Raw genomic sequence first — 19337 nt, forward strand, 5'->3', positions numbered from 1 at the left:
TTTAAATTCAGATTTGACATATAGCGTGACGCGCCTATTCTTGAAGGCATGAGCAAGGCACCGCGCATATTGGCTGTCATCGCCCTCGTGGGGGCGGCTGGCGCCTGGTGGTATGGCCACCGTCCCGCCGAGACGACCGAGCTGGTCCTCTATGGCAATGTCGATCTCAGGCAGGCCTCGCTGGCCTTCAATGGAAGCGAACGCATCGCCGCGATCCTTGTCGAGGAGGGCAATGTCGTTCGCAGCGGGCAGGTCCTTGCGAAACTGGATACGAACCGGCTGCAGCCGCAGATCGACCAGATGGAAGCGATAGTCGGGGCCCAGAAGGCCGCACTCGATCGGTTGCGCAACGGTAGCCGCCCCGAGGAAATTGCCCAGGCCCGCGCCAACCTCGAATCGGCCAGGGCGGATTCGGTCAACGCCGCCGCGCAATATGAGCGGCGGCGCGCCTTGTCCGCGAATGCCGTCAGCCAGCAGGACCTCGATGCCGCCAAGGCTCTTGCCGAGACCAGCAAGGCGAAGCTCGATGTCGCGCAAAGCGCCCTCGCCCTTTCTCTCGCCGGCCCGCGCTCGGAGGACATCGCGCAGGCAGACGCCCAACTGCGTGGCAGCCAGGCGCAGCTTGCGCTTGCCCGGCGCCAATTGGTCGATGCTGAGCTGCTTGCTCCCTTCGATGGCGTGGTTCGCTCGCGGCTGATGGAACCCGGCGAGATGGCCTCGCCGAGCCGCCCCGTGCTTTCGCTGGCGATGACCGGCACGAAATGGGTACGGACCTATGTCGCTGAGCCGAAGCTCGGACAGGTCCGCTCCGGCATGCGGATGCAGGTCACCACGGACAGCTTTCCGAACCAGCCGCTCGAAGGCTGGATCGGCTTCATCTCACCCGTCGCCGAATTCACGCCGAAGACCGTGCAGACCGAGGATCTGCGCACGAGCCTCGTCTACGAGACACGTGTCTTCGTCGAGGACCCGCAGGACAGGCTGCGTCTCGGCATGCCAGCCACCGTCAAGATGTTGCCGGGAGCCGAGGCTGCGGTCGCAAACAGCGCTGCCGTACCCGAGACCGGAAAGACCAAGCCATGACCCCCGCCGCGCCCGTCTCACCCGTAACGGCGCGGACCCTCCACAAGACGTTCCGCCGCGCCACCGGCGAAACCGTCAAGGCACTCGATGATGTCTCCTTCGAAGCCAGGGAAGGCACGCTGACCGCCCTCGTCGGCCCCGACGGTGCCGGCAAGACCACATTGCTGCGCCTGATCGCCGGGTTGATGAAACCCGATGAAGGTATGATCGACGTCCTCGGCATTACCGTCGCGGACGATCCCCAGGCCGTCCAGGACCGCATAGGCTACATGCCGCAGAAGTTCGGGCTCTATGAGGATCTGAGCGTCCAGGAGAACCTCGATCTCTATGCCGATCTGCACGGCGTCGGCGCCGACCAGCGCAAGCAGATCTATCCCCGCCTCTTCGAGATGACTCAGCTCGGACGCTTTCGCGAGCGGCTGGCCGGAAAGCTGTCCGGCGGCATGAAGCAGAAACTGGGGCTCGCCTGTACCCTCGTCCGTGCTCCCGAACTGTTGCTGCTGGACGAGCCGACCGTCGGCGTCGACCCACTGTCGCGGCGTGAACTCTGGGCGATCGTGCTCAAGCTGGTGCACGAGGACGGCCTCACCGTGATCGTCAGCACCTCCTATCTCGACGAGGCCGAGCTCTGCGACCATGCAGTCGTCATGCATGCGGGCAAGGTGCTGGCGCAGGGCACGCCGAGCGAGATCACGGCAAAGGCTGAAGGCCGCACCTTCATCATCGAGACGCCCAAGGGAATGCCGGCGCGTTCGCTGCAGGCACGGTTGTTTCAGCAGGACGGCGTCATCGACGCCGTGCCCGAAGCCGGGCAGGTACGCGTCGTGCTTGCCGCTGCGAGCGAGGCCGACGCCCTGCCGCTGGGCGACGGCACGCTTCAGCATCACCGCGCGCCGGCGCGTTTCGAGGACGGATTCATGGTGCTGTTCGCCGCCGTCGCCGAGCGCACACGGACCAGCAGCATGACGCTCGACCAGCCCAGCTCCCAGGGCTCCGGCGCCATGGCGGTCGAGGTCCAAGACCTCGTCCGCACCTTCGGCGACTTCACCGCTGTCGATCATGTCAGCTTCCAGGTCCGGAGCGGCGAAATCTACGGGCTGCTCGGCCCGAACGGAGCCGGCAAGAGCACCACGTTCCGGATGCTCTGCGGGCTGCTGCCGGCCTCGCACGGCACGCTGCGTGTTGCCGGCGCGGATTTGCGGACATCGCGCGCCGAGGCGCGGCGCAGGCTTGGCTATGTCGCCCAGAAATTCTCACTCTACGGCCAGTTGAGCGTCGACGAGAATCTCGATTTCTTCGCCAGCGCCTATGGGCTGCGTGGCCGACGCAAGGCGGACCGGATCGCCTGGGCGAAGCAGCAGTTCGAGCTCGACGCCTTCTCCCGGCTGCCCAGCGGGCAATTGCCGGGCGGATTCAAGCAGCGCCTCGCGATGGGCACCGCCCTGCTGCACGAGCCGGACATCCTCTTCCTCGATGAGGCGACGAGTGGTGCCGACCCGATCGCGCGACGCGAATTCTGGGGCCGGATCACAGCGCTCTCCGAGCAAGGCGTCACCGTGATCGTGACCACGCATTTCATGGAGGAAGCAGAATATTGCGACCGGATCATCATCCTCGATGCCGGACGCAGCCTGGCCGAGGGCACTCCGGCCGAGATCAGGGCTCATGCCACGGCCCAGGACGGACGCCAGCCAACGATGGAAGACGCCTTCATCGCCATCGTCGAGACGTCGCGTGACGGCCGGGCGCAGCAGAGGCCAGCAGCATGACCGTCGCGACGTCACAGACCGGGGGAATGGCAAGGCTACGCCGCATCGCGGCGCTGATCCGGAAGGAGGGCTGGCAGGTCGTGCGCGACCCGAGCAGCATCGCGATCGGCGTGGTCATGCCGATGCTGCTGCTCGTGCTCTTCGGCTACGGGCTCTCCTTCGACGTCAAGAACGTTCCGGTCGCGATCGTGATGGAGGACGTCTCGGCCGAGGCGCGCGGCGCGGCGTCGAGCTTCGAACTCTCCGACTATTTCAACGCTGTGCAGGTCAAGACCATGGCCGAGGCCGAGCGGATGATGCTCGACAAGCGCGTCAACGCCATTGTGCGCATCCCGCCCGATTTCGCCCGCCGGATGGAGCAGGGCACGGCCGAGATCCAGGTGCTGGTCCATGGCACCGACGCGAACACCGCCCGCATCTCGCTCGGCTACGCTCAGGGTGCCGTTGCGACATGGATGGCCCGAGAAGCCGCGATGGGCCAGATCATCGCCAGTCCCCCCGTCTCGATCGAAAGCCGGCTTTGGTTCAACGACGCCAATAACAGCAGCTACTTCCTGGTTCCCGGCCTGATCGTGCTCGTCATGACACTGATCGGCGCGCTGCTGACCGCGCTTGTCGTCGCGCGGGAATGGGAGCGCGGAACCTTCGAGGCGCTGTTCGTCACGCCTGTCCGCCCCGTCGAGATCCTGCTTGGCAAGACCGTGCCCTATTTCATCCTCGGCATGATCGGGCTCGCCCTGTCTATCCTTGGCGCCAAACTGCTCTTCGGCGTGCCGATCAGGGGCTCGCTCGGACTGCTTGTCGCCGTATCGATGCTCTATCTGATCGTCGCGCTCGGCATCGGCCTGCTGATCTCGTCGCTGACCAAGAGCCAGTTCGTCGCGAGCCAGATCACGATCATAGCCACCTTTCTCCCGGCCATGATGCTGTCCGGCTTCATGTTCGACATCCGCAGCATGCCGGTAGCGATCCAGGTGATCACGCATGTCTTCCCGGCGCGCTACTTCGTCAGCGTGCTGCAGACCCTGTTCCTCGCCGGGGACATCTGGCCGGTGATCCTGCCGAATGCAGCGGTGCTGGCGGTGATGGCCTCGGTGTTGATCGCGCTTGCGATCCGCGCGACGCGCAAGACCATCGGGTGAGGTAGGCCATGCTCGACACGCTGCTACGCATCCTCGCCCTGATCCGCAAGGAACTCCTCGCGATCCTGAAGGATCCGAAGAGCCGCATCTCCCTGATCGCCCCGCCCGTGCTGCAGTGCCTGATCTTCGGCTATGCCGCGACCTACGATCTCAACGACGTGCCCTATGCGCTGCTCGACCACGACCGCAGCGCAGTCTCGCGGGCACTGATCGCGCGCCTGGACGGTTCCGGCACCTTCACGCGGGTTGCCACGCTCGATGTCGAGCGCCAGATCGCCGACATCATCAACGACCAGCGCGCCTTGCTGGTGATCACCATCCCGTACGATTTCGAGCGCGGTCTGCAGGCCGGGACGGCGCCCACCGTGCAAGTCATCGCCGACGGGCGCAATTCCAACACCGCGGGCACCGCGCAGGCCTATGTCAGCCAGATCGTGACCGGCTACGCAGCCGACTGGCAGAGTTCGCACGGCCAGCCCGGTGCTCCCGTGCGAATGACCACACGGGCCTGGTACAACCCCACCCTCGAAACCCGCTGGTACATGGTTCCGGCCCTGATCGGCACGATCACCATGATGATGACGATGATGCTGACCGCGATGTCGGTGGCGCGAGAGCGTGAGGAAGGCACGTTCGATCAACTGCTGGTGACGCCGTTCCGGCCCTCGGAGATCATGGTCGGCAAGGCGGTTCCCGCCATGATGATCGGGCTCACCCAGTCGACCCTGATCCTGCTGGTGGCACAGCTCTGGTTCCAGATCCCGTTCTCCGGCAGTTTTGCGATGCTCTATCTCGGCCTCTTCCTGTTCCTCGCAGCATCGGTCGGGATCGGCCTCTTCATCTCGTCCATCGCGGGCAACATGCAGCAGGCCATGATCGGCTCCTTCGTGCTGCTGATGCCCTTCATGCTGCTCTCGGGCCTGACCGCACCGATCGGCAACATGCCCGAGATCCTGCAGTACTTCACCCTGATCAACCCACTGCGCTACGCCATCAGCATCACACATCAGATCTATCTGGAGGGCGCTGGAATCAGGCAGCTCTTGCCGGAGATGCTGGCACTCGTCGCCATTGCCGCCGTGACCCTGCCCTTCGCCGCCTGGATGTTCAGGAACAGGCTCACCTGAGCCGATGGCGCCAAAGCATCGGCCCCAAAGGTGGATTGCGGTCTTCGGGAAAGCCGCTGCGATCACAGAAGGCCAAGTCCTGGACAGGATACGATATCCGCTCCGAGGATCTAGCCGCCGGTTCGCAGCACGGAGAATTCCGCCCGCCGCCCCGGCGCGATCCGGCCATGGCTGGAGGAAAGACCGAGATAGGCGGCCGGGGTTGCGGTCGCCATCGCCAGGGCCTGCTCGAGCGTGGTGCCGCCGTGCCGATATGCATTGAGAATCGCGGCGTTCATGTCGAGATGAGCGCCTGCAAGACGGCCCTCGGCATTGACGAGTCGGCCACCGCTGACATGGATCGTCTCGCCGAAAAGTTCGAAAGCGTCCCTGTCGGCGCCGATCGTGGCCATCGCGTCGGTGACCAGCATCATACTCTCCGGCCCGATCGCGCGGAACGCCGCCTGGAAAGACGGCCAGGCGACGTGGTGTCCGTCCGCGATGATGCCGGCGGTGAGCCCCATGCCCGACATCGCCGAACCGACCACGCCCGGCTCGCGCGAGCCGAGCTGCGACATGGCGTTGAACAAATGGGTGACACCGCTCAGGCCCTCGGCATGGGCAGCCGCCATCTCAGCCGCGCTCGCGTTGGAATGGCCTGCGCAGACCTTGACGCCGCGCGCGACCAGCGCGCGGATGAAGCCGGATGGCACGCATTCGGGCGCGAGCGTCACCAGAGTGACGCCAACGGAGCCGAGCGACGCCAGCAGGTCGACATCCTCCGGCTGCGGCCGCAGGAGATTGGCGACCAGATGCGCGCCATGACGCTCGGGGTTGATGAAGGGGCCCTCGATGTGAAGGCCGAGAACGCCCGGCACAGCTCGCACGATCGCTTCGCGTGCGGCTGCGATGGCCTTCGCGATATCTGCCCTGCTCGCGCTGATCAGGGTTGGCAGCAGGAACCGCGTGCCGAAGCGGGCATGGGCGGCGCTGATCGCAGCCACGCCGTCGGAACTCAGCGTATTGTTCAGCATGACGCCGCCACCGCCATTGACCTGAACATCGATGAAGCCCGGCGCGAGCACGGCGTCGTCCGGCAGGTCCTCGATCAGGCAGTGCGGTTGCGCGCTCGACGGCAGCATTTCGGTGACGATCCCGCCCTCGGCGATGACGAGGCGATCCGGCCAGATCCGCTCGCCATCGAACAGGCGCCGCGCGCGCCAGCCCTGCCGCAGCGCTGCCATCACAGCGTCTCCGTGACCTTGACCAGCCCCGGCGGGCGGTCGACATCGCGGCCGAGGCGCACCGCCTCGGCTTCCAGCGCGCGATAGACAGGCGCCAGCAGCGCGATCGCGTCGAGCACCGGGTCGCCCGCTGCCAATCCCGGGAGTGTCGGCCGCGGCCCGCTTCCCGAGAAGATCGACGCTCCCTCGCGACGGAGCGTCGCCAGCGCCTCCTCGATGCTGTCCGAAACCTCACCGCCGGCGTTGAGGCCGAGGATCGGATGCTCACTCCGGATCGCCGCCTTGGGACCATGCAGGACTTCTGCGGAGCTGAACGCCAGCACGGGCACGCCGAGGACTTCGGCGGCCTTGAGTGCGGCCTCGCGCGCCGGGCCCAGCGTCAAACCGCGCCCGATGACGAAACCGGCCGGCGCATCGGAGAGCCGGCGCGCCCAGGCAGACCAGTCGAGTGTGAGCGCCTCGGCCAGACGTCCGGGAGCCGTCTGCGCTGACGTCGCGAGCGCTGCGTCCCCGCTCAGCCGCGCGACCAGCAGCATGCCGGCCAGCATCGTGTTCACAACGGTCTTGGTTGCGGCCACTGCGAGCTCGGGACCGGCAGCGATCGGAATGACATGACGGCAGGCATGGGCGGCAGGGGAATTGGGATCATTGACGATCGCGACCGTTTGGGCCCCGGCAGCTGTCGCCTGCTCGGCCGCCGCCACCAGATCGGGGCTGCGGCCGGACTGCGAGATCAGGATATAGAGCGCCTCCTTGAGACGCGGGCTCGCGCCATAGCGCGTCACCACCGAGGGAGCGGCGGCGGCCGAGCTCAAGCCCAGGCGCGTCTCGATGAGATAGCGCAGATGCGTGCCTGCATGGCCGGAACTGCCGCGGCCGCTGACGACGACGTGGCTGACGCGCGGCATCTGCAGCGCCTCGACGACGCGCATGATCTCGCCTTGCCCCTCTTGCAGAAGCCGCGCCGCGGCCTGGGGAATCTCGGCGATCTCGCCCGACATGCGGGAGGCGTTTCGATCCTGCGGTGTCACGATTGCGGCCCCATCGCTTCGCCCTTCAAGGTCGCGACAAAATCATAGCGATCGCCGCGATAGGCGGAGAGCGTGAACTCGACCGGCTTGCCATTGCCGAGGAAGGCACGGCGCTCGATCCTGAGCAGAGCACTGCCTGCCGGAATACCGAGATGCTTCGCCTCATCCGCCGTCGCGAGACCCGCATGGATGCGCTGCACGCCATGGGCCGGTGCTGCCCCCCTCTGGGCGAGCGCGGCGTAGAGCGAGGTCTCGATCAGATCCGGCGACGGCAGGATGGTGGCCGGCACGACGGCGCATTCGATCGCCAGCGGCTCGCCATCCGCCGTTCTGACCCGGATCAACCGGACGACAGCGTCGCTCGGCCCGAGACCCAGAGCCATCGATTCCTGCGGCTTCGGCCGCGCCAACTCCTTCGACAGCCATATCGAACCCGGCCGGCCGCCGCGATTCTCGATATCGGCCGAGAAACTTGCCAGGACCGAGAGCGGCTGCTCCATGCGCGAGGCGACGAAGGTGCCCGAGCCATGCCGTCGCGACAACGCGCCGCTGCGAATGAGCTCGTCGATGGCATTGCGCACGGTGACCCGGGCGTAGCCGGTCAGCTGAGCGAGATCGCGCTCGGAGGGAACGGCATCGCCCGGAAGAAAGACCTCGGTCTCGATCAGCCGGGACAGCGCACCGGCGAGCCTGAGATAACGCGGCGTCGGGTCGTCGCCGGCGAGCGCCTGAAGGATCGCCTGCTGCTTGGCCGGCATCCCCTCGGGCGCAACGTCGGACGCGCCCTCGCGCGGGCGCCGCGGACCGCGCCCGGGTGAGATTTCGCTCACGGGGCGGCCCTGGGAGGCGCCTTGACCGGGTCGCTTGTTCCCGCACCGAGATCGACCAGCGCCAGGCGCAGGTTGCCGTGATGGCGAGCGAGCAAGATCTCGCCCAGGGCGGCCTCGGCTCCGCTTGCAAGGAGCACGGCGCGCTTCACATCGCCGCCGGCGCGGTCGAGATGCCGGGCAGCGGCCTCCATGCCACATCCCGTGATCATGTCGACCATCTGCGCCGCTCGCAGCCGGAGCTTGGCATTGGTTGCGCGCATATGAACCATCAAGCCGCGGTAGACCCGGCCGAGACGTATCATCAGCAAGGTCGAGAACAGGTTGAGCACGATCTTCTGGGCCGTGCCGGCCTTCATCCGGGTCGAGCCGGCAACGACCTCTTCCCCGGTTTCGGTCAGGATGCCGAGATCTGCCGTGCGCAGCAGCGCCGAGCCACGGTTATTGGCGACGCCGATGGTCAGCGCGCCACGCGCCTTGGCCTCTCCGATGGCGGCGAGGGTGTAAGGCGTACGGCCGCTGGCAGCGAGACCGATCACGACGTCGTTCGGCCCGACATCGGCGCGGCGCATCGCGCCCGCGCCGTCATCCACCGAATCCTCAGCATTCTCGACGGCATGGAGGATCGCCTCGTCGCCCCCAGCGATGGCGAAGGCCAACCGCTCTTCCGGCCAGTCGAAGGTCGGGGTCAGTTCGGCACCGTCCTGCACGCCGATGCGACCCGAGGTGCCGGCACCCGCATAGACCAGGCGGCCGCCGGCCTCGAGGCGCGGCACCGCTGCGGCAACCGCTTCCGCGATCGCCGGCAACGACGAGGCGATGGTGGCGACCGCTGCAAGCTGGCCTTCGTAAAGCGCCTTGAGGATGTCGAGGTCGCCCCAGGCATCAAGTTCTCGAAAGCGCGCGCTGACGTCTTCAGTCGCCATGGATAGTCCCTCGTGACCAGACCAAAATAAGTCCACTTTAGCCCAGTAGCAAGCGAGGAACCGACAGGGAAGAGATGTTTCGATTCGACGCCACGCGTCCTTCGCGGGTAGCCCTCGTTTCGCCAGGCTGGCGAACCGACCACGCCGGCCTGTCTCTCACTTCACGAAGGCAAGGCAGATCAGCCGATCGACGCAGATCGATCGTGCCTCTCCGAGGGTGGACAGAACGGACCCCGCTGCTTCGGGGAAGGCGTGCTGGGCGTCTGAGCGCTGGCTCGCCACCGTAGCGCCGCGCTTGAAGACTAGCTCGGCAGGTTGAGCCGCCCACCAGTCAGAGGCTCCGGCACGCCTGTCGTGCCGGGCAGGCTGAGGGCCAGGCCCTTGATCGAGCGGATCGCGAGGTAACCGAAAGTCTGCGCCTCGATGACATCGCCAGCCCAGCCGGCAGCCTCGACGGGCTCGACCGGCACGCCGAGGCGCTCGTGCAGCCTCGCCATGAAGTGGCTGTTCAGGCGGCCGCCGCCCGTGACCAGCCAGCGCTTCGGCGCCTTCGGCACATGACGCAGCGCGGCGACCACGCTTTCCACCGTGAAGGCGGCGAGGGTCGCGGCGCCATCAGCGTCGGAGAGAGCCTCCACGACCTTGGCACGACGATGAAAATCATTGCGATCCAGAGATTTCGGCGCCGGGCGTTCGAAGAACGGATTCGCCATGAAGTCGGCCACGAGATCCTCGCGCACCTGCCCGCTCGCCGCGAGCGCGCCGCCGGCATCGTATTCACGACCCAACCGCCGCAAGACGAAATCGTCAAGGATCGCGCTGGCCGGACCGGTGTCGAACGCGATCACCTCGTCGGCGTCGATATAGGTGACATTGCCGACGCCACCGAGGTTCAGCACCATCACGGGCTGCTCCAGCCCCTGCGCCAGCGCGCGGTGATAGAGCGGCGCGAAGGGAGCCCCCTCGCCGCCCGCCGCAACATCTGCATACCGGAAGCGGTCGACGGTCGGGATGCCAAGCGCTCTAGCGACCGCCGGGCCGTCGATGAGCTGGCGGGTGAAGCGGATTTCCGGCCGGTGATAGACGGTCTGGCCATGCAGCCCCACGAGATCGATGCTCTGCGGATCGAGCGCCTGTTCGGCCATGAAGCGCCTGACCGCATCGAGATGGGCCTCTGTCACAGCCGCCTCCAGCTCGACCAGCGGTTCCTTGACCGCTCGTTCGGCTTCGGCAATCAGGGCCTGAAGTTCACGCCGCGTCTGCGCCGGATAGGGGTAGGACGCACCGGCTCCGAAGCGGAGCGTCTCGTGGCCATCACTCTCGACGATGGAGACGTCGATCGCGTCCATCGACGTGCCGCTGATCACGCCGATCGCGGTCAGTGTCTGCTTGGCCAGATCGCGCATCTTCCGTTCCCTAATGCCCATGGCAAGCTTCAAGGCTTGCACTGGCTCTAGGCGATCGGCTAAGCGTTGTCCAGATTGGTCCCTAAGTGGTCCATATGCGAAACTGATCGCACGAGCGCCCGAGAAAGCGCCGTCTGCCAGGAGGGGTGGGCCATGTATCGCGCCATGAAGCAGGGTTCGGGGCTACGCCGCGCACTGCGCAGCAGCATCGCTGCCGCAACCTTCGCATTGATCGCCGGAACAGCGTCCGCCCAGGTGCTCGAGGTCGCCGTCGAGGCCTCACCCGCAGGGCTCGATCCCCATATCGTCACAGCATTCGCCTCGTCGCAGCTTGTGCTCGGCCCGATCTATGAAGGACTGACCGCGCTCGACAAGGACCTCAACATCATTCCCGGCCTGGCCCAGTCCTGGACCGCGTCCGCCGACGGCAGGACCGTGACATTCAAGCTCCGCCCTGGCGTGACCTTCCATGACGGCAAACCGATGGAAGCGGAAGACGCCGCCTCATCGCTGCGGCGCGTGCTCTCCAAGGATGTGGGCTCGCCGCTCGCCAGCCGTCTCGGTGCGCTGGAAAGCGCAACGGCCGTCGACGCGACTACGCTCGAACTCAAGCTCAAGGAGCCGTCGGCCCCGCTGCTCGCCTCATTGACCGGCATCGCTATCGTCCCGCGCGGGCTCGAGGGCAACAAGGACGCGTTGCAGCGCGCACCGATGGGCACCGGCCCGTTCAAGTTCGAGGAATGGCAGCCGAACGGCTTCATCCGCCTCGCCAGGCATGCCGGCTACTGGAATGCGGCGGAGGTCAAACTTGCAGGCGTCAAGTTCAACTTCGTCCCTGAAGCAGCGACGCGCCAGGTCGGAATCGGCAACGGCCAGTTCGCGCTGCTGCCGCATATCGATGCTGCAACAGCCCTCCAGCTCAAGGGCAAGCCGAATGTGGCGATCCGCGAGACGATGGAGCTTGCCTACACGTTGATCGGCATGAATGTCTCCAAGCCGCCCTTCGACAATGCCAAGGTGCGCGAGGCGCTGAACTACGCACTGAACCGCAAGGAGATCATCGACGCAGCGCTGTTTGGCAGCGGCACTCCCGCCGCCCCGCTGCCGCCCGTCCTGAAGGACTGGGCGGTCGATGTGAAGGACCTGCCCTGCTACACGCATGACCCGGCCAAAGCGCAGGCCCTGCTCAAGGACGCCGGCGTCGCCACGCCGATCTCGGTCAGCATGACGGTCCTGCCGCGGCAGGATATCCGCGACATCGCGCAGGTGGTGCAGCAGCAGCTCGGCAAGGTCGGTTTCAAGGTGGAGCTGAAGAACCCCGAGCTCGGCCAGTTCGTGCAGGACTGGCGCAACTCGAATTTCGACCTCTTCGCCTCGACCAATGCCGGCAGCATCGAGCCCGACGATTATTTCTACCGGGCGTTCCGGACGGGGGGCTCGACCAACGTCTTCAGGTACAGCAACCCGGGGCTCGATGCGCTGCTCGACAAGGGCCGCGCGACGCTCGACAAGCCAGCGCGGCAGGCGGCGTATCGCGACGTGCAGAAGATCCTCGGCTGCACGGGCCCGGCGGCTCATATCGCCTATCCCACCCTGTTCAGCGCCGTGCGCGGCAACCTGCAGGGCTATGACATCTACGCCAACCGCTCGCTGGTCTCGCTCGGCCGCGCCAGCCTGCGCTGATCCGGCACGGTCGAGGCATGCTCCGCCATCTGTTCCAGCGCTGCCTCGACCTCGCGATCGTGCTCTTCGGGATCTCCGTGATCGTCTTCATGATGATCCGGCTGATCCCGGGCGATGCGGTCGCGATCATGCTCGGCGCCAATACCGAGGTGACGCCGGAACGCGTTGCGGCGATGCGCAGCGAGCTCGGCCTCGACCGGCCGCTGCTCGAGCAATATCTGAGCTGGCTCGGGCGAGCACTCCATGGGGATTTCGGCACCTCGATCTGGACCGGCCGACCGGTGCTCCAGGAGGTCACGGCCCAGATCTGGCCGACCCTGCAGCTCACCGTGCTGGCGCTCGTCATCGGCGCCGGCCTAGCTGTGCCTCTCGGCTGCCTGATGGCGCATTGGCGTGGCGGACGGGCTGATCTCGTCCTGCGCATCGGCGCGATCGCCGGGCTCACCATTCCGTCCTTCTGGCTCGGCATCGTCATGCTGATCACGGTGGCAAGCCTGGCCCCAAGCTTCGCCTCGCTCGGCTATGTCCCGTTCAGCGAGGACCCGCTCGGCAATCTGCAGCGCCTGCTGCTGCCGGCGATCGCGCTGGCGCTGCCGATCCTTGCCAATCTGTCGCGCCTTGTCCGCACCGCCATGCTCGACGCGCTCAGCCAGGACTATATCCGCACGGCCCGCGCCAAGGGGCTTTCGGAAACCGCGGTGCTCTACCGACATGCGCTCCGCAACGCGCTCATTCCATTCGTCACCAGCGTCGGCATCATGACGGGCTACCTGCTTGGCGGCGCCATCGTGGTCGAGCAGGTCTTCTCGATTCCGGGCCTCGGGCGGCTGATCCTCGGCGCCATCGCCGAGCGCAACTACCCCTTGGTCCAGGCCACCATCCTCATCGTCACCGTCGGCTTCGTGCTGGTGAACGCGCTGGTCGATCTCGCCTATGCGCTGATCGACCCAAGGCTGAGGACGGCGTGATGAGCCAGAGCCGCCGTATCGCCATTGCTGCAGCCATCATTGTCACGCTGCAGATCGTGCTGGCACTCGCCGCACCGCTGATCGCGCCCTATGATCCGCTGGCTCAGGACATCGTCGCCCGCCTGAAGGGGCCGAGCCTCGCGCATTGGCTTGGCACGGATCATCTCGGCCGCGATATCCTGGCCCGCATCCTCTACGGCTATCGCACCGCCCTGATCGCCTGCGGCATCGCTGTCGGCATCGCGCTGATCGTCGGGGGCGGCCTCGGCCTCCTCGCCGCCTTCTATCGGGGCTGGTGCGAGCGCATCGTGATGCGGATGATGGACATCCTCTTCGCCTTTCCCGTGATGCTGCTCGCCATCGGCATCATCGCCATGCTCGGGCCGCGAACGGAAAGCGCCGCCATCGCGATTGCGGTCGTTTATGTGCCGATCTTCGCGCGGCTGATCCGCGGCCCAGCCCTCGTTCTGGTCGAGAGCGACTTCGTCGCCGGCATCCGTTCGATCGGCGCTTCGGATCTGCGCATCATGCTGCGCCATATCCTGCCCAATCTGGCCTCCGTGATCCTGGTGCAGACCTCGTTGCTGCTGTCAGCCGCGATCCTGGTCGAGGCCTCCCTTTCCTTCCTCGGCCTCGGCACTCAGCCGCCCACCCCCTCGCTCGGGCTGATGCTGGCGGAGGGGCGCAATTTCGTGCTGCTCTCGCCGTGGAACGCGATTTTCGCCGGGCTCGGCATCCTCTTCCTCTCGCTCGGCTTCAACCTGCTCGGGGACGCCCTCCGCGACGAACTCGATCCCCGTCTGCGGGGCCGGTCGTGATCATCCGCAAGGCAGAGCCTGCCGATATCGCTCCGGCGGCAGCCATCCTTGCGCAAGCCTATCGGACCAGTTTCCGTCCCATCATCGGCGATGCGGCATCGGCCTATGATGTCGGGCATTTCGAGGCCCGGTTCGAGCAGGACCTGGAGCATCTCACAGTCCTGGACGATGGCGGCGTCAGAGGCGTTCTGCTGCTGCTCGACGGTCATGTCACCATGCTCTTCGTGGCCGAGACCGGCCGCCGCCATGGTGCAGCCCTGCTCTCCCATGCCGAGGCGAACGGCGCTTGCTCGCTCGAGGTCTTCGCGGCCAATACGGGGGCGCGACGCTTCTATGAGCGGGCCGGCTGGCATCGAGCCAGCGAGTACAGCCGCGATTTCGCCGGCGCGGAGCACCGCTTCCTGCGCTATGAGAAGTCCCCCGAACGCGCGCAAGAGGCCCCCTGATGGACAAGCTCCTGATCCGTGGTGGCCAGCGGCTGTCCGGAACCGTCGATATCCGCGGCGCCAAGAATGCCGCCTTGCCTGCCTTTGCAGCCGCGCTCCTCTCCGACAAGCCACTGACCCTGCGCAACCTGCCCGATGTCGTCGATATCGCGACAATGCAGGCCCTGCTGGAAGGGTATGGAGTCACGTTCTCCGGCCGCGCAGCCGATGCGCTGACGCTCAACGCCAGCGAAGCCGCGCCGCGGGATGCGAGCTATGACATCGTCCGCAAGATGCGCGCGACCATTCTCGTGCTGGGGCCGCTGATCGCCCGCTTCGGCCATGCCCGCGTCTCCCTGCCCGGCGGTTGTGCGATCGGCGCACGCCCGGTCGACCTTCACCTGAAGGCGCTCGAGGCCCTGGGCGCCGAGATCAGCGTCGCTGGCGGCTATATCGAGGCGAATGCTCCCGCCGGCCTCCGCGGCGCCCGCATCGTCTTTCCCTTCTCCTCGGTCGGAGCCACCGAAACCGCCCTGCTGGCGGCGAGCCTTGCCAGCGGCGAAACCGAGATCGTCAACGCGGCGAAGGAACCAGAGGTCCTCGACCTCGCCCGCTGCCTCGTCGCAATGGGTGTAAGGATCGAGGGCATCGGCAGCCATCGCCTGCAGGTCCAGGGCACCCAGAGCTTCAGGCCAGCGACATATGAGATCGTTGCCGACCGCATCGAGGCGGGCACCTATGCGGTTGCCGCCGCGATCACCGGCGGTGAACTGGAACTGGTCGGCGCTCGGCTCGAACATCTCGCGGCCGTCGGCGAAGCGCTCGAAGCCGCCGGCGTCAGACTCTGGCCGACCGATCGCGGGCTGATGGTGTCGCGGCCAGGCCGGCTCACCGGCATCGACATCATGACCCAGGCCTATCCCGGGTTCTCGACCGATCTGCAGGCGCAGTTCATGGCGCTGATGAGCGTGGCGGACGGCACCTCGCTGATCCGTGAAACGGTGTTCGAGAACCGCTTCATGCATGTCCCGGAGCTGGTCCGGCTCGGCGCCGACATCACGCTGAAGGGGACCAGCGCCATGGTGCGCGGCGTCGAGACACTCAAGGCTGCGCCGGTGATGGCGACCGATTTGCGCGCCTCGGTCAGCCTCGTGCTCGCCGCGCTCACGGCCGAGGGCGAGACCGTGGTCAGCCGCATCTACCATCTCGACCGCGGCTACGAGGCTCTCGACCGCAAGCTCAGGCGTTGCGGCGCCGATATCGAGCGGGTCGGCGCATGAGTGCGGCGGCCGATCTGTATCTCGGTGTCGATGGTGGCGGCACCGGCTGCCGCTGCCGGCTGGAGACCGCCCAGGGCGAGGTGCTCGGCTCGGGCATCGCGGGGCCGGCCTCGCTCCGTCTCGGTCTGGACGCCTCGCTTGCCGCGGTGATGCAGGCAGCGCGGGGCGCGATGAGCGAGGCTGGCCTCAGCGAAGCTCAGTTCAGTCGGATCCGGGCCGGAATCTGCCTCGCCGGCATCGGCCGCAAGGGCATGCAGGAGGAACTGGCAGGCTGGACCAGTCCCTTCGCCGTCACGGTCTTCGAGAGCGACGGGCTCGGCGCCTGCCTGGGCGCCCATGCCGGCGAGGACGGCGGCATCGTCATCATCGGCACCGGCTCGATCGGCCTCGCCCGCGTCGACGGACGCGAGATTCGGATTGGCGGCTACGGCTTCCCGGTTGGCGACGAGGGCAGCGGCGCCGATCTCGGCCTTGCCGCCATTCGGGTCTCGCTACGCGCCCATGACGGCCGGGAGCCGCAAACGCGCTTCACGAAAGACGTCCTTGCCAGATTCCAGGGCGATCCGTTCGAGGTCATCGCCTGGATGGACAAGGCCCACGCCACGGACTACGCGACGCTCGCGCCTCTCGTATTACGCTATGCCGATCTCGGCGACTCGCATGCGCGCGCCATCATGCAGAATGGCGCGGCCCTGATCGACGCCATGGTGCGCACCCTGTTCGAGCGCGAGGTGCCGCGCGTCGCGCTCATCGGCGGCCTGTCCTCCGCGATGGAGGCGTGGCTTGCGCCCGATGTCAGGCGCAGGCTCTCCGCCGTCAGAGGCGATGCGATCGCAGGGGCGCTATCGCTGGTGCGGAGGCGTCACGCTCCGGGCTGAGGCCCGTCATAGCCGCCGATGATGACGAGATCGGACTGCCCGGCCTGCGCCAGATGCTTGAGCGCCTCCTGGTATTCAGGCGACTCGTAGCAGGCGCGCGCCGTTGCCTCGTCCTTGAACTCGATGACGACGTTGTGCTGGCGCCCCTCGCCGCGCGCGAGCTTGTACTCGCCGCCACGCACCAGGAACGTCGCGCCGAATTTGGCGAAGGCGATGGCATTCAGGGTGCGATACCTGCCGTATGCCTCCTGATCCTCGACATCGACGCGGGCGACCCAATATCCCTTCGCCATGGCTCAGAGCCCTTCCACGACAACGAGATCGATCTCGCCGGCGCCTTCGCGCTCCTTGCGGGCCGCGGCATATTCCGGCGAGTTCGCATAGGCCTTGGCCGTCTCGAAATCCTTGAACTCGATGACGACGTTGCGCGCCCGTCCCTCGCCTTCGGCCACCGTCATCTGGCCGCCGCGCACGATCGGCGTGCCGCCATACTGCTTGATCACCTCGGAGGCCTTGGCGGCATAGACCGCCCAGAGCGTCGCGTTGGAGACCATGGCGCGACCGATGACATATCCCTTGGGCATTTCCAGCGTCCGTTCTTGGGTTGAAACCTGTTCCGGCCAGATTACGAAGCCGCGGCGATCTCGTCCATGATCGCGGCAGCCGCCCCACGCGGGTCAGCCGCGCGGATAATGGGGCGCCCGATCACGAGATGGTCGGCGCCAACGCGGACCGCCTCGCCGGGCGTCAAGGTCCGCTTCTGGTCCCCGGCAGCACTTCCCGCCGGGCGAATGCCGGGCGTCACGATGACCATGTCGGGGCCAATGATGTCGCGCACGATTTCGGTCTCGGCGGCGGAGCAGACGATACCGTCGATGCCCGCGCTGCGGGCCTGCTGGGCACGCAGGCGCACGAGATCGCGCACGGCGAGGCCGTAGCCGGCATCGCGCAGATCGCCATCATCGTAGGAGGTGAGTGCGGTGACCGCGAGCAGCTTCAGATCGGAGTCGGCCCGGCCCTCGACCGCGCCGCGCATGGTCTGCGGATAGGCATGGACGGTGAGGAAAGTGACGCCGAGCTTGGTCAGGGAATCGACGCCCTCGGTGACCGTGTTGCCGATGTCGTGCAGCTTGAGGTCGAGAAAGACCTTCTTGCCCTCCGAAATCAGCTGACGGGACAGGTCGAGGCCGCCGGCAAAAGCGAGGCGGTAGCCGATCTTGTAGAAGGTCGCCCCATCGCCCAGCTCGGACACGATGCGGTAGGCGTCCCAGATCGTCGGCACGTCGAGCGCCACGATCATGCGGTCACGAAGATCGTTGATCTTGGCGGTCATGACGCTGCGAACTCCTCAATCGATTGCCAGCCGTGCTGCACGATTCGCGTCGTTACGTCGAATGCGAAGAGATTGCCACCGCCTGCGGGCTGATCGCGCAGGCGCCTGATCGGCCAGCCTGACGCAGCGCAGAGCAGCAGGGTGCCGACCCCGCCATGGCCGACGAGCAGAATGTCGCCATCCCCCGCCGCGGCCAACACGGCCTCTGTTTCCCGAACGATCCGCGACCGCGCATCGAGCGCACGCTCCCAGCCGCGAATGCTCAGCTCTGGATTGGCGAAAAACTCGTCGGCCACCTTCTCGAACTCTGGCGCCGGCAGGAAACCCGTGGCCGACCGGTCGTTCTCGTGCATGGCCTCGCGGATCTCGACGGAGAGGCCGAGCTGCTCCGCGACGCATTCCGCCGTCTCGATCGCCTTGCGCTCGGCCGACGAGACAATGAGCCGGGTTCCGACGAGCTTCGGCGCAACCGCAAAGGCCTGGGCCCGTGCCCGGCCGATATCCGACAGCCCCCAATCGGGTACAGGCACGGCTGGATCAATCTTGACCTGGGGATGGCTGAGATAGCGGACGACACCCATCACATCGGACCTTCGCACATGAACATCACTTCAACGCCAGCACGAACATGATGGCGATCAGCGCAATCAGCAGATTCATCATCCAGCGATTGAGCACGGTCATCTGGCGCAGCTTGCGGAACTCGATGCCGTCCTCAGGGTCTTCATCCGGCGTCTGAGGGGCATTCGCTGCGGGCACGGGATGTGGCTCTTCCTGCCTGCGCCCGCGCTGAGTCCAGCTCAGGCTCTGCACCAACCCCTTGGCACTGCTGCTCGTGCGACCGTCAGCCTCGATACCGAGATACCAGGTCAGGGCGCCACCGGCCGGCGGATCGCGATCGGCATCGCTGATCCAGAGATTGGTCGCCGCCGAGATCGAGATGGCATCGACCAGCCCGGCCTGCAGATCGCGCTTCAATTCGGAATAGACCGGTGCGGAGACGAAAAGATCGGCCGAAAAGGCACCGGCGTAGGGAACATCCGCTTCGCCGTCGAAACCGAGCCTGAGCAGCATCTTGCCCTCGCCGGTTTCGGGAAGGGCGCGGATGCTCAGCGCGACGTGCTGCGCACGGTCCGCAAAACCCGCGCGCGCCAGCCAATCGCGCCCCAGGGAGCCAAAGCCGCGAAGGCTGGCAGCGGAACCGAGCGAACCGTTCTGGCTGGCATAGCCTGAGACCACATCGAGCGGCCCAGTTTCAAGAAGGAGATGCCGGGCCGGGCTCTGCACGAACGCATTGCGCTCGCCCTCGATCGTCAATCGGCCGTCCGCAGTCGTAACGGCCCGTGTCGTCGCGTCCGATCTCATCTCGACTCTGCCCCCCGCCGGCCCCTTCTAGACCAGCGCGGAGGCAAACGAAA

20 protein-coding genes are annotated in these 19337 nt (G+C 66.5%); 10 read left to right on the forward strand and 10 right to left on the reverse strand.

Translation table 11 applies throughout. The features are described 5' to 3' along the window. The first annotated feature begins 48 nt into the window (after positions 1–48). From AB4099_RS23260 to AB4099_RS23275, 4 genes are read left to right on the forward strand one after another with little or no spacing between them, the layout of a single operon-like run. Positions 49–1083: an HlyD family secretion protein gene (locus AB4099_RS23260; protein ID WP_441479788.1), complete on the forward strand. Its 1035-nt coding sequence runs from the start codon at positions 49–51 to the stop codon at positions 1081–1083. Next, positions 1080–2852, forward strand: a complete 1773-nt coding sequence (locus AB4099_RS23265) for an ATP-binding cassette domain-containing protein (protein ID WP_441479789.1) — start codon at positions 1080–1082, stop codon at positions 2850–2852. Before AB4099_RS23260 ends, AB4099_RS23265 begins: the two co-directional genes overlap by 4 nt. Next, a complete protein-coding gene (locus AB4099_RS23270; protein WP_441479790.1) occupies positions 2849–3994 on the forward strand; it encodes an ABC transporter permease in 1146 nt (381 codons plus the stop codon). The genes AB4099_RS23265 and AB4099_RS23270 overlap by 4 nt, the downstream gene beginning before the upstream one ends. 8 nt (positions 3995–4002) lie before the next feature. Then, positions 4003–5121, forward strand: coding sequence for an ABC transporter permease (locus AB4099_RS23275; RefSeq protein ID WP_441479791.1), 1119 nt, complete (start codon positions 4003–4005; stop codon positions 5119–5121). A gap of 110 nt (positions 5122–5231) precedes the next feature. Here AB4099_RS23275 and nagA read toward each other — a convergent pair whose 3' ends face one another. From nagA to AB4099_RS23300, 5 genes are all read right to left on the reverse strand, one after another. Continuing rightward, positions 5232–6344 (reverse strand): N-acetylglucosamine-6-phosphate deacetylase, encoded by a 1113-nt coding sequence (nagA, locus tag AB4099_RS23280; RefSeq protein ID WP_441479792.1) that lies wholly within the window; start codon positions 6342–6344, stop codon positions 5232–5234. Then, positions 6344–7375 (reverse strand): SIS domain-containing protein, encoded by a 1032-nt coding sequence (locus tag AB4099_RS23285; protein WP_441479793.1) that lies wholly within the window; start codon positions 7373–7375, stop codon positions 6344–6346. The genes nagA and AB4099_RS23285 overlap by 1 nt, the downstream gene beginning before the upstream one ends. After that, on the reverse strand, positions 7372–8205 hold the full coding sequence (locus tag AB4099_RS23290; protein ID WP_441479794.1) for a GntR family transcriptional regulator: 834 nt from the start codon (positions 8203–8205) through the stop codon (positions 7372–7374). Before AB4099_RS23290 ends, AB4099_RS23285 begins: the two co-directional genes overlap by 4 nt. After that, on the reverse strand, positions 8202–9128 hold the full coding sequence (locus AB4099_RS23295; RefSeq protein ID WP_441479795.1) for an N-acetylmuramic acid 6-phosphate etherase: 927 nt from the start codon (positions 9126–9128) through the stop codon (positions 8202–8204). The genes AB4099_RS23290 and AB4099_RS23295 overlap by 4 nt, the downstream gene beginning before the upstream one ends. 302 nt (positions 9129–9430) lie before the next feature. Next, entirely contained in the window at positions 9431–10534 is a 1104-nt protein-coding gene (locus tag AB4099_RS23300) for an anhydro-N-acetylmuramic acid kinase (RefSeq protein ID WP_113514976.1), read from the reverse strand. A gap of 153 nt (positions 10535–10687) precedes the next feature. Here AB4099_RS23300 and AB4099_RS23305 point away from each other — a divergent pair, with 153 nt between their 5' ends. The 6 genes from AB4099_RS23305 to AB4099_RS23330 are packed head-to-tail and all read left to right on the forward strand — an operon-like array spanning position 10688 to position 16586. After that, entirely contained in the window at positions 10688–12217 is a 1530-nt protein-coding gene (locus AB4099_RS23305; protein WP_441479796.1) for an ABC transporter substrate-binding protein, read from the forward strand. A gap of 17 nt (positions 12218–12234) precedes the next feature. Continuing rightward, the gene (locus AB4099_RS23310; RefSeq protein WP_113514974.1) at positions 12235–13185 is read left to right on the forward strand and encodes an ABC transporter permease; all 951 of its coding nucleotides are present in this window, start codon (positions 12235–12237) and stop codon (positions 13183–13185) included. Then, positions 13185–14003, forward strand: coding sequence for an ABC transporter permease (locus AB4099_RS23315; protein ID WP_113514972.1), 819 nt, complete (start codon positions 13185–13187; stop codon positions 14001–14003). The genes AB4099_RS23310 and AB4099_RS23315 overlap by 1 nt, the downstream gene beginning before the upstream one ends. After that, a complete protein-coding gene (locus AB4099_RS23320; RefSeq protein ID WP_441479797.1) occupies positions 14000–14449 on the forward strand; it encodes a GNAT family N-acetyltransferase in 450 nt (149 codons plus the stop codon). Before AB4099_RS23315 ends, AB4099_RS23320 begins: the two co-directional genes overlap by 4 nt. Then, positions 14449–15708 (forward strand): UDP-N-acetylglucosamine 1-carboxyvinyltransferase, encoded by a 1260-nt coding sequence (gene murA, locus AB4099_RS23325; RefSeq protein WP_441479798.1) that lies wholly within the window; start codon positions 14449–14451, stop codon positions 15706–15708. Before AB4099_RS23320 ends, murA begins: the two co-directional genes overlap by 1 nt. After that, the gene (locus tag AB4099_RS23330) at positions 15705–16586 is read left to right on the forward strand and encodes a glucosamine kinase nucleotide-binding domain-containing protein (protein WP_441479799.1); all 882 of its coding nucleotides are present in this window, start codon (positions 15705–15707) and stop codon (positions 16584–16586) included. Before murA ends, AB4099_RS23330 begins: the two co-directional genes overlap by 4 nt. On the opposite strand, the gene AB4099_RS23335 is transcribed toward AB4099_RS23330, so the two are convergent. Genes AB4099_RS23335 through AB4099_RS23355 form a run of 5 tightly spaced genes read right to left on the reverse strand, consistent with a single transcriptional unit; the run spans position 16571 to position 19284 of the window. Continuing rightward, complete coding sequence (locus AB4099_RS23335; RefSeq protein WP_441479800.1) at positions 16571–16879, reverse strand: DUF1330 domain-containing protein; 309 nt, start codon at positions 16877–16879, stop codon at positions 16571–16573. The genes AB4099_RS23330 and AB4099_RS23335 overlap by 16 nt on opposite strands. Before the next feature lie 3 nt (positions 16880–16882). Next, positions 16883–17170, reverse strand: a complete 288-nt coding sequence (locus tag AB4099_RS23340; RefSeq protein WP_069877716.1) for a DUF1330 domain-containing protein — start codon at positions 17168–17170, stop codon at positions 16883–16885. A gap of 41 nt (positions 17171–17211) precedes the next feature. Beyond that, positions 17212–17919 carry an orotidine-5'-phosphate decarboxylase gene (pyrF, locus tag AB4099_RS23345; RefSeq protein WP_113514962.1) on the reverse strand — a complete coding sequence of 236 codons (708 nt, stop codon included), beginning with the start codon at positions 17917–17919 and terminating at the stop codon, positions 17212–17214. Then, complete coding sequence (locus AB4099_RS23350) at positions 17916–18500, reverse strand: histidine phosphatase family protein (RefSeq protein WP_441479935.1); 585 nt, start codon at positions 18498–18500, stop codon at positions 17916–17918. Before AB4099_RS23350 ends, pyrF begins: the two co-directional genes overlap by 4 nt. A gap of 25 nt (positions 18501–18525) precedes the next feature. Further along, positions 18526–19284, reverse strand: coding sequence for a hypothetical protein (locus AB4099_RS23355; RefSeq protein ID WP_113514958.1), 759 nt, complete (start codon positions 19282–19284; stop codon positions 18526–18528). Between the last annotated feature and the right edge of the window lie 53 nt (positions 19285–19337).

The sequence above is a fragment of the Allobosea sp. 2KB_26 genome (genome assembly GCF_052115715.1).
In the GTDB taxonomy this organism is placed as follows: Bacteria; Pseudomonadota; Alphaproteobacteria; order Rhizobiales; family Beijerinckiaceae; genus Allobosea.

Coding starts and splice junctions, on each gene's coding strand:
- AB4099_RS23260 (WP_441479788.1), top strand. CDS start 49: ATGAGCAAGGCACCGCGCATATTGGCTGTCATCGCCCTCGTGGGGGCG.
- AB4099_RS23265 (WP_441479789.1), top strand. CDS start 1,080: ATGACCCCCGCCGCGCCCGTCTCACCCGTAACGGCGCGGACCCTCCAC.
- AB4099_RS23270 (WP_441479790.1), top strand. CDS start 2,849: ATGACCGTCGCGACGTCACAGACCGGGGGAATGGCAAGGCTACGCCGC.
- AB4099_RS23275 (WP_441479791.1), top strand. CDS start 4,003: ATGCTCGACACGCTGCTACGCATCCTCGCCCTGATCCGCAAGGAACTC.
- nagA (WP_441479792.1), bottom strand. CDS start 6,344: ATGGCAGCGCTGCGGCAGGGCTGGCGCGCGCGGCGCCTGTTCGATGGC.
- AB4099_RS23295 (WP_441479795.1), bottom strand. CDS start 9,128: ATGGCGACTGAAGACGTCAGCGCGCGCTTTCGAGAACTTGATGCCTGG.
- AB4099_RS23300 (WP_113514976.1), bottom strand. CDS start 10,534: ATGCGCGATCTGGCCAAGCAGACACTGACCGCGATCGGCGTGATCAGC.
- AB4099_RS23305 (WP_441479796.1), top strand. CDS start 10,688: ATGTATCGCGCCATGAAGCAGGGTTCGGGGCTACGCCGCGCACTGCGC.
- AB4099_RS23310 (WP_113514974.1), top strand. CDS start 12,235: ATGCTCCGCCATCTGTTCCAGCGCTGCCTCGACCTCGCGATCGTGCTC.
- AB4099_RS23315 (WP_113514972.1), top strand. CDS start 13,185: ATGAGCCAGAGCCGCCGTATCGCCATTGCTGCAGCCATCATTGTCACG.
- murA (WP_441479798.1), top strand. CDS start 14,449: ATGGACAAGCTCCTGATCCGTGGTGGCCAGCGGCTGTCCGGAACCGTC.
- AB4099_RS23330 (WP_441479799.1), top strand. CDS start 15,705: ATGAGTGCGGCGGCCGATCTGTATCTCGGTGTCGATGGTGGCGGCACC.
- AB4099_RS23335 (WP_441479800.1), bottom strand. CDS start 16,879: ATGGCGAAGGGATATTGGGTCGCCCGCGTCGATGTCGAGGATCAGGAG.
- AB4099_RS23340 (WP_069877716.1), bottom strand. CDS start 17,170: ATGCCCAAGGGATATGTCATCGGTCGCGCCATGGTCTCCAACGCGACG.
- pyrF (WP_113514962.1), bottom strand. CDS start 17,919: ATGACCGCCAAGATCAACGATCTTCGTGACCGCATGATCGTGGCGCTC.
- AB4099_RS23350 (WP_441479935.1), bottom strand. CDS start 18,500: ATGGGTGTCGTCCGCTATCTCAGCCATCCCCAGGTCAAGATTGATCCA.
- AB4099_RS23355 (WP_113514958.1), bottom strand. CDS start 19,284: ATGAGATCGGACGCGACGACACGGGCCGTTACGACTGCGGACGGCCGA.